The sequence below is a fragment of the Terriglobales bacterium genome, assembly GCA_035543055.1.
GTDB lineage: Bacteria > Acidobacteriota > Terriglobia > Terriglobales > Acidobacteriaceae > JAIQFD01.
The window spans coordinates 1-8,585 of record DATKKJ010000001.1; the positions used below are offsets into that span (position 1 = coordinate 1).

The window sequence follows — 8,585 nt, forward strand, 5'->3', positions numbered from 1 at the left end:
GGGACACATCGGCCTCACCCCGCAGTCACTGCACCTGATGGGCGGCTACAAGGTGCAGGGCAAGTCGCTGAAGGCGGTCGAACAGCTCATGCAGGACGCGGTCGCGCTCGACCGCGCCGGCGTCTGCTCCATGGTGCTGGAGGGCGTGCCCCGCGAGGTCGCGGCCATGATCACCGCCGAGGTCTCCTGCCCCACCATCGGCATCGGCGCCGGTCCGGATTGCGACGGCCAAGTGCTGGTGTTGCACGACATGCTGGGCCTGACCTTCAGCCCCCCGGCCAAGTTCGTCCGCCGTTATGGCGACATCGGCGCCACCATCACCGGCGCCGTGGCCCGCTTCAAGCAGGATGTGGAGACCGGTATGTATCCCTCCGACCAGGAGTCCTACCACCTCCCCAAGGACACCAAGGCCACGCTGGACGACCTGGAGGAGCGCAAGAAGTCCCTGCGCCTGCAGTAAGGATCACGCAGCAGCGGGTGCCCCACCCGAGCCCGGTTTTGGCTTGGGTGGGAAACAAACCATGAAGGTCCTCGAAACCGTCGCTCAGATGCGGGCTGCCTGCGACGCGCTCAAGCGCGACGGCAAGCGCCTCGGATTCGTCCCCACCATGGGCGCACTCCACGCCGGGCATTTGTCCCTGGTCCAGGCCGCCCGCCGGCAGTGCCAGGCGGTCGCCGCCTCCATCTTCGTGAACCCTACCCAGTTCGGTCCCAACGAAGACTTCTCCAAGTACCCGCGCACCTTCGACCGCGATAAACAGCTCCTCGAGGCGGAAAAGGTTGCCCTTCTCTTTGCCCCTTCGGTCGAAGAGATGTACCCGGTCGGCTCCAAGACTTTCGTGCACGTCGAGGAGATGAGCAAGAAGCTCTGCGGCAAGTCCCGGCCGGGCCACTTCCGCGGCGTGACCACTGTGGTCAACAAGCTCTTCAATATCGTCGAGCCCGACCTGGCCTTTTTCGGTCAGAAGGACGCGGCCCAGTGCGCCATCCTCCGCCGCATGGTCCGCGACCTCGCCATGAGCGTCGAGATCATCGTCTGCCCCATCATCCGTGAGCCCGACGGCCTCGCCTTGAGCTCCCGCAACGCCTACCTCAGCCCCGCCGAGCGCAAGCAGGCCACCATTCTTCACCGCGCGCTTATGCGCGTGCAGTCCCTGGCCGACAAGGGCGAGCACTCCAGCGAAAAGCTCATCGCCGCCGCCCGCGACGTCTTCGCCGAGCAACCGGGGGTACGCGTGGATTACGTGGAGATCGTGGACAGAGACACCCTTGATCCCGTCCCCGATGTCTCCCGTGGTGCGCTGGTCGCCGTCGCCGCCTTCGTCGGCAGCACCCGCCTCATCGACAACATCGTGCTCACCGCCGCCGGTAGCGCCGGGCATCCCTAGCCCCTTCGATCGGGGTGGAGCAGGCCTTCAGGCCTGCACTGTCGCGCTCTATTTTCTTGTCATCCCGAGGGAGTCCCGTAGGGACGACCGAGGGACCTTGCGTTCTGCCCGCGCTGACGTCGCCGTTCGGCGGAGGGACGTCAGTCCCGACGCCTTCCCCGACACGTACGCATTCCCCGCGATCACATACCTCAACTGCTCCTCCACCGCCTTCGCGATTCCCACCCGCGGCCCCGTCGCGACCCTCACCGGCTCGTGACTTTCATCCACGATCCGCAGGTCGGCCCTCGCCGCCGTCACATCTTTCCCATTGTCCCGCGCCCTTGTGATTCCCAACGCCTCCGCCAGCCGCCCCGGACCGCTGGTCAGCATCTTGCGCCCGCGCTCCGTCGCCAGCTGCTCCGCAGGCACTCTTCGCCGTCGGGCCATTTGCTCCAGTCCGCGCAGCGGCTCCAGCGCTCGGATGAGCACGCATCCCGCCTCTCCTTCCGGCATGCAGGAGACGTTCAGGCAGTGGTGATTTCCGTAGATGAAATAGACGTAGGCGTGCCCCGGCGGCCCGAACAGGACCTGGTTGCGCGCCGTCGGCCCGGAGTAGGCATGCGCCGCCGGGTCCGCTCGCCCCAGGTACACCTCGACCTCGACGATCCGTCCCGCGATCTCCCGCCCGCGCTCCCGCCGCACCAGCACCTTGCCCAGCAACTCCCGGGCAACCTTTCGCGGGTCGCGGGCATAGAACCTTCTGGGCAGTGTACGAACGGGTGACCCCTTCGCCTCCGGCGCTCTTGCAATTCTGGGCGTCACAAGAGATATTCTCAGCAACTCTGGCCGCGGTTGAAATCCTGCATGAAGGAGCACGATTCTATGACATCGCGGGCAGCCAAGACTGTTCTAGCCCTTCTCGCCCTGACCACCCTGGCAGTGGCAGCCACCATTCCCAACGGCACCCACATCACCGTGCGCACCGCCTCGGCCATCTCTTCCGGCACGGCTCGTTCCGGTGAACTCGTCGACGCCACGTTGGCCAACGACGTCGTGGTGAACGGACAAACTATCGCCAAAGCCGGCTCGCCGGCGAAGCTCCGGGTCACCTATGTTCGCCCCAGCGGCCGCTTGAGCAAGCCAGGACTGGTGACCGTGCGCCTGGCGTCCATCAACGGACAAACCGTCCACACGACCGCCGTGAGCCGTCAGGGTAAGAGCCACACCAAGAGCAACGTCACCAAGATCGGGGGTGGTGCTGCGGCGGGCGCTCTCATCGGCGGATTGGCTGGCGGCGGAAAGGGAGCCGCCATCGGGGCCGGGGTCGGTGCGGGCGCCGGCACCGGCGTCGCCGCCGCCACCGGCAAGCAGGAGGCGGTCATCCCCTCCGAAGCCGCCCTCACCTTCACCGTCCAGTAGTCTTCCCGTCCTCTGTGGTGGAGCCCTTCATCACAGAGGACTTTATTTTCCTGACGGCTGAAAGCTGATGGCTGACGGCTATTTCAGCGCCGCCAGCACTTCTTCCGCGTGCCCATCGGCCTTCACTTTGGCGAATACCCGCTTGACCTTCCCATCTGGCCCGATCAGGAACGTGCTGCGCTCGATGCCCATCACTTTCTTCCCATACATGTTCTTCTCTTTGAGCACCTCGAACGCCTTGGCCAGCTGCTTGTCGGGGTCCGACAGCAGGGTGAAAGGCAGGTCGTACTTCTCCTGGAATCTCTTCTGGCGCTCGGGCGGGTCGGGCGATACCCCGATCACCGTCGCCCCGGCCTTCTGGATCTTCTTATATGCGTCGCGGAACCCGCACGCTTCGATGGTTCAACCGGGCGTATCGGCCTTGGGAAAGAAGTACAGCACCACGTTCTTTCCCTTGAGGTCATTCCGCGACACGGTTTTGCCGTTCTCATCCAGCAGACTAAAATCAGGTAGCTTGTCGTCGACGTCCATAGCCCGACATTTGTACCGCAAGCGCACGCTGCAAGTCACCCTCCTGCTGCTCCTGCTGGCGCCGTCGGCCGTGTGGTCGCAGAAGAAGCCGGCCCGCAGCGGCCCTCGTGCCACCGCCCTGGCCGTGCTCTCCCCCGACGGCAAGAGCGCCGTGCGCCTCATCCCCATCTGTATCCGGAACAACGACCGCTTCTGGGACGCCTCCATCTACCTGGCCTCTCCCAGCCCCATGGCGCTTGAGCCCGGAACCGTGTACGAAGTCGAGCGCACCGGGAACTCCATCGGCCTGTTCACCGTCGCCCAGCCGGTGCAGGAGAATGGCGCCTGGATCGCCCTCGGCACCTGGCAGCCGCCGCGTCCCAAGACCGCCACGACTTCGCCTACCTCCGACGACGATCGCCCGGTGTTGCGTCGCGCCCAGCCCCCCGCCGCCAGCCCTGAGGCAGCCTCCGCAGCTCCCCCGGAACCCGTGGCTCCGCCCCCGACTCCCGTGGATTCCAACCGTCCCCTCCTGAAGCGCGGCAAGCCGACGCCCGGGAGCGAACCGGTCACCCCGGCCGTCCCCGCCCAGCCCGCCTCCGCACTCAAGTCGGCGCCGGCGAAGCCCCCCAAGCCTCCGGAAATGGTCGCCGCCATCTCCGACGCCGGCGGGCCCGAGCCCCATCCTTTCACTCTTGCGCGCAATGCCGACGAAGAAGCCCGTCTGCGCAAGGCGGCCTCGGTGCTGGTCGAGCAGGCGGTGCTGAAGCAGGCGGGACTCGCGCCCTCCGCTGCCCGTGTCGATTTCCAGGAGAGCTCGCTGAAGTACTTCGATCTCGATGGCAACAACAGCGCGGAAGCCGTGCTCAGCGCCCGGGTCGCGCTTGCTCCCCAGGCCCCACGGCCGGCCGCGCGTCCGCAGCCGCCTCACCGTCCGGCTCGTCCCCCCAGCGTCGCCCTGCGCGAGTTCGAGGTCACTTTCATCGCCCGCGAGGACCTGAGCGGCGAGCTGCACCCCAGCTTCGCCCGTATCATCGACGCCCGCAACGTGCACCTCGACGGCCGCTTCGAACTCATCGACGCCGTGGACGTGGATGGTGACAGCCGCGGCGAACTCCTCTTCCGCCGCCTCATCGGCAAGGACGTCAGCTACGTCGTCCTCAAGGTCGGCCTCAGCCAGACCACCAAGCTCTTCGACTCCGCCGGCGAATAGGTCTTACAAAGTAGCCCGCGCGCCCTCGCGCGGGCCGATGTGTAGCTTCAGCGGCCGATTGAGTTCTCCAGCGCGGCTCTTAATTCCGGGAACCTGAACTGGTACCCGCTCTCCTGCAGCTTCTTCGGCATCACTCGCTGGCTTCCCAGCAGCAGGCTCACCCCCATCTCCCCGAACGCGACTTTGACGGCGAACTCCGGCATGGGGAACACCGTCGGCCGGTGCAGCACCTCGCCCAGCGTCTTGGTAAATTCCGTGTTCCTCACCGGATTCGGCGCCACCACGTTCACCGGCCCGCGCACCGCATCATTCACGATCGCATGCTCCACCGCTCCCGCCGCGTCTTCCAGCCCCACCCAGCTCATCCACTGCTGTCCGCTCCCGATCCTTCCCCCGACCCCCATCTGGAATGGCCCCAGCATCTGCTTCAGCGCCCCACCGCTCGCACCCAGCACTACGCCGAAGCGCACCAGCGCCACCCGGATCCCTGCCCGCGACGCCGCCTCGGTCGCCGACTCCCACTGCCGCGCCACTTCCGCCAGGAAGTCCGACCCCGGCGCGCTGCTCTCGTCCAGGTTTTCGTCGCCACGGGACCCGTAGAACCCGATGGCCGACGCGCTCACCAGCACCTTGGGCTTCTGCTGCAACCGCGCCAGCATGGCTGCGATGGTCAGCGTTCCCTGCACCCGGCTGTTGAGGATGCGGGCCTTCTTCGTCGCGGTCCAGCGTCCCGAGATGTTCTCGGCCGCCAGGTGGACCACGGCGTCAAAGCCCTCCAGCGAGGCCGCGTCCAGCGCCCCGGCGGGGATCCAGTGGATCTCCCCCGGCCGGGCATTGCCGCGCACCATGCGGCTGACCTGGTGCCCCGAGGCCTCCAGCCGCCGCACCACCGCCGCCCCGATGAACCCCGACGCTCCGCTCACCGCTACTTTCATAGCGTCAGAGTTCTACTCTTCACGCTCGTCCCAATCAATCCGAATATCCAGTTTCTGTCATCCTGAGCGAGGGCTTCAGCCCGAGTCGAAGGACCCCTATAGCGACCCAAATCTCGACAAAGTAGCCCGCGCCCTCGCGCGGGCCCCTCTCCGAACCTCGCGCCACGACCTGCTTTTCACCCCACCAGCTATAATCAAGTATGGCGACGCTTCGCCACCAGATCGCGACCAACGTCCTCACGGTCACCAAGTTCCGTGACCTGCTGAAGAAGGTCCGCGCCAACCGCCCCAACGACGATCTGGAGATCATCCGCAAGGCCTACGATTTCTCCCTCCAACACCACACCGGCCAGACCCGCGCCACCGGCGAGCCCTACCTCATCCACCCCCTCGAAGTGGCCATCGTCCTGGCCGAGATGAAGCTCGACCCCAGCGCCATCGCCGCCGGCCTGCTCCACGACGCCGTCGAAGACACCTCCGTCACCCACGAGGACGTGGAGCGCGAGTTCGGCGAACAGGTGGCGCACATCGTCGAGGGCGTCACCAAGATCAGCAAGCTCGACTTCGCCAGCCGCGAGGAGCGCCAGGCCGAGAACGTCCGCAAGATGGTGCTGGCCATGGTGGACGACATCCGCGTCGTCCTCATCAAGCTGGCCGACCGCCTGCACAACATGCGCACCCTGGCCGCCCTGCCGCCTGACCGCCAGCTCGCCATCGCCAAGGAGACCCTCGAGATCTATGGCCCGCTCGCTCACCGCCTGGGCATGGGCAAGATCCGCAGCGAGCTCGAAGACCTTGCCTTCCAGTACGTGGACCCCATCGGCTACAAGAACATCCACGACGCCATCGAGGCCCGCCGCAAGAAGGGCGAGCAGTTCCTGGAGCAGATCGAAGGCGTGGTCCGCGAGAAGATCAAGGAGCACGGCATCAAGGCCAAGGTCGAGAGCCGCATCAAGCGCATCTACAGCATCCAGCAGAAGCTGCAGCGCCAGCACATCACCGTCGACCAGGTCTACGACCTGCTCGCCATCCGCGTCATCACCAAGTCGGTGCAGGACTGCTACGCCACCCTGGGCACCATCCACAATCTCTGGCGCCCGGTGCCGGGCCGCATCAAGGATTTCATCGCCATGCCCCGGCCCAACCTCTATCAGTCCCTGCACACCACCGTCATCGCCGAGAACGGCACCCCCTTCGAGGTCCAGATCCGTACCGAGGACATGCACAAGATGGCCGAGGAGGGCATCGCCGCCCACTGGAAGTACAAGGACGGCTCTCCGGTCACCGCCCGTGACGAGCAGCGCCTGGCCTGGCTGCGCCAGGTGGTGGAGTGGCAGCGCGACGTCACCGATCCCAGCGAGTTCCTCAACACCCTGAAGATCGACCTCTACCCCGAGGAGGTTTACACCTTCACCCCCAAGGGCAAGGTGGTCATCCTGCCTCGCGACGCCACCTGCGTGGACTTCGCCTACACCATCCACACCGAGGTCGGACACACCTGCGTCGGCGCCAAGGTCAACGGCCGCATCGTTCCCCTGCGCTACAAGCTGCGCAACGGCGACATCGTCGAGATCCTCACCCAGCCCGGGCACCACCCCAGCCGCGACTGGCTGGGGTTCGTCAAATCCACCCGCGCCCGCAACAAGATCCGCCACTGGATGAACGTCCACCAGCGCGAGCGCGCCATCGAGATCGGGCGCAAGGTGATCGAGAAAGAAGCGCGCAAATACCGGGTCTCGCTCAAGGACATCGACGACAAGGTCTATGCCAGCGTCGCCTCCGAGTACGGCGTCGGACGCCCCGAGGACCTGCTGGCCGGCATCGGCTATGGCAAGTTCTCCGCCCGCCAGGTGCTCGGCCGGCTCGCTCCCACCAGCGCCGAGACTCCCGCCCAGGAGACCGGCGCCGTCACCAGCGCCGTCCGCCGCGTCTTCGGCGGCGCCGACAGCGGCGCCCTCAAGGTCACCGGCCACGACGACCTGCTCGTCTATCGCGCCCGCTGCTGCAACCCCATCCGCGGCGAGGACATCATCGGCTACGTCACCCGCGGCAAGGGCGTCGCCGTCCACTCCCGCAACTGCCCCAACGTCACCAACCTGATGTACGAGGTGGACCGCCGCATCGCCGTCGAGTGGGCCCGCGAAGCCAAAGGCGCCGCCCCCGGCACCTACCCGGTCAAGCTCACTGTCTTCTGCGACAACCGCGCCGGCATGTTGAAGCAGATCACCTCCATCATCTCCGACAACAACACCAACATCCGCAACATCGAGGCCCGCACCGCCGACTCCCACGCCACCATCGACATCGTGGTCGAGATCCAGGACCTCAAGCACCTCGACCAGATCACCACCGGCATCCGCAAGGTCGCCGGCGTCCGCGACGTCCAGCGCGTCCAGAAAGTCTGACCGGATCCTGACCCAGTAGCCCGCGCGCCCTCGCGCGGGTCGGCTGACTCTCCAACCCCTGTCATCCTGAACGAGGGCGCTATGCCCGAGTGAAGGACCCCTCGAATGCGGCCAGCGGCGATGCTGCTTGCAGGCGCTTTGGCCACGAACCCCTCAAAAGAACTCGGCGTCCGCCGCGTTCTCCGCGGTTAGAATCTTGAAATCATGCGCGAACCCGTCTCCACCAAGGACGCCCCCCAGGCCATCGGCCCCTACTCCCAGGCCATCAAGTCCAACGGCCTCATCTTCTGCTCCGGCCAGATCGCCCTCGACCCCGCCACCGCCCAGATCGTCGCCGGCGACGTCGCCGCTCAGACCGAGCGCGTCCTCAAGAATCTCGCCGCCGTCCTCAAGGCCGGCGGCAGCGGCCTGGATCAAGTGGTGAAGACCACCGTCTTCCTCAAGAGCATGGGCGATTTCGCCGCCATGAACGAGGTGTACGGCAAGCACTTCCAGGCGCCCTTCCCCGCCCGCTCCACCGTCGAGGCCGCCCGCCTGCCCAAGGACGTGCTGGTCGAGATCGACGTCATCGCCACCCTCTGATGTCGCGCCTCCGCCAATTCGCCGCCTTGCTCCTACTGCTGGCGCTGGCCCCGGTGGCGGCTGAAGAGCACCCGGTCCGCACCCACTTCGTCCTCGACCTCTGGGCCAAGGCCCTCGGGGGACGCGACAAGCTGCTCGCCATTCGCTCCAT

General features: G+C 66.3%; 9 protein-coding genes. 6 read left to right on the forward strand and 3 right to left on the reverse strand.

What is annotated here, in order from left to right:
* Both VMS96_00005 and panC read left to right on the forward strand, forming a co-directional pair.
* On the forward strand, positions 1 to 460 hold a 460-nt coding region (locus tag VMS96_00005), incomplete at its 5' end, for a 3-methyl-2-oxobutanoate hydroxymethyltransferase (GenBank protein ID HVP41779.1).
* A 61-nt stretch (positions 461 to 521) separates the two neighbouring features.
* Complete coding sequence (panC, locus tag VMS96_00010) at positions 522 to 1,388, forward strand: pantoate--beta-alanine ligase (GenBank protein HVP41780.1); 867 nt, start codon at positions 522 to 524, stop codon at positions 1,386 to 1,388.
* A gap of 48 nt (positions 1,389 to 1,436) precedes the next feature.
* Here panC and VMS96_00015 read toward each other — a convergent pair whose 3' ends face one another.
* On the reverse strand, positions 1,437 to 2,246 hold the full coding sequence (locus tag VMS96_00015; protein ID HVP41781.1) for a DNA-3-methyladenine glycosylase: 810 nt from the start codon (positions 2,244 to 2,246) through the stop codon (positions 1,437 to 1,439).
* Between the two features lie 6 nt (positions 2,247 to 2,252).
* On the opposite strand from VMS96_00015, the gene VMS96_00020 reads away from it, so the two are divergent.
* On the forward strand, positions 2,253 to 2,789 hold the full coding sequence (locus tag VMS96_00020; GenBank protein HVP41782.1) for a hypothetical protein: 537 nt from the start codon (positions 2,253 to 2,255) through the stop codon (positions 2,787 to 2,789).
* Positions 2,790 to 2,867: 78 nt separating this feature from the next.
* Here VMS96_00020 and bcp read toward each other — a convergent pair whose 3' ends face one another.
* A complete protein-coding gene (bcp, locus tag VMS96_00025; GenBank protein ID HVP41783.1) occupies positions 2,868 to 3,320 on the reverse strand; it encodes a thioredoxin-dependent thiol peroxidase in 453 nt (150 codons plus the stop codon).
* A 10-nt stretch (positions 3,321 to 3,330) separates the two neighbouring features.
* Between bcp and VMS96_00030 the strand changes: the two genes are divergently transcribed.
* Positions 3,331 to 4,512, forward strand: coding sequence for a hypothetical protein (locus tag VMS96_00030; GenBank protein HVP41784.1), 1,182 nt, complete (start codon positions 3,331 to 3,333; stop codon positions 4,510 to 4,512).
* A 47-nt stretch (positions 4,513 to 4,559) separates the two neighbouring features.
* Here VMS96_00030 and VMS96_00035 read toward each other — a convergent pair whose 3' ends face one another.
* Positions 4,560 to 5,447, reverse strand: a complete 888-nt coding sequence (locus VMS96_00035; GenBank protein HVP41785.1) for a TIGR01777 family oxidoreductase — start codon at positions 5,445 to 5,447, stop codon at positions 4,560 to 4,562.
* A gap of 200 nt (positions 5,448 to 5,647) precedes the next feature.
* On the opposite strand from VMS96_00035, the gene VMS96_00040 reads away from it, so the two are divergent.
* Positions 5,648 to 7,852: a bifunctional (p)ppGpp synthetase/guanosine-3',5'-bis(diphosphate) 3'-pyrophosphohydrolase gene (locus VMS96_00040; protein HVP41786.1), complete on the forward strand. Its 2,205-nt coding sequence runs from the start codon at positions 5,648 to 5,650 to the stop codon at positions 7,850 to 7,852.
* A gap of 204 nt (positions 7,853 to 8,056) precedes the next feature.
* Positions 8,057 to 8,434: a RidA family protein gene (locus VMS96_00045; protein HVP41787.1), complete on the forward strand. Its 378-nt coding sequence runs from the start codon at positions 8,057 to 8,059 to the stop codon at positions 8,432 to 8,434.
* Positions 8,435 to 8,585: the final 151 nt, after the last annotated feature.

Coding starts and splice junctions, on each gene's coding strand:
- panC (HVP41780.1), top strand. CDS start 522: ATGAAGGTCCTCGAAACCGTCGCTCAGATGCGGGCTGCCTGCGACGCG.
- VMS96_00020 (HVP41782.1), top strand. CDS start 2,253: ATGACATCGCGGGCAGCCAAGACTGTTCTAGCCCTTCTCGCCCTGACC.
- VMS96_00035 (HVP41785.1), bottom strand. CDS start 5,447: ATGAAAGTAGCGGTGAGCGGAGCGTCGGGGTTCATCGGGGCGGCGGTG.
- VMS96_00040 (HVP41786.1), top strand. CDS start 5,648: ATGGCGACGCTTCGCCACCAGATCGCGACCAACGTCCTCACGGTCACC.
- VMS96_00045 (HVP41787.1), top strand. CDS start 8,057: ATGCGCGAACCCGTCTCCACCAAGGACGCCCCCCAGGCCATCGGCCCC.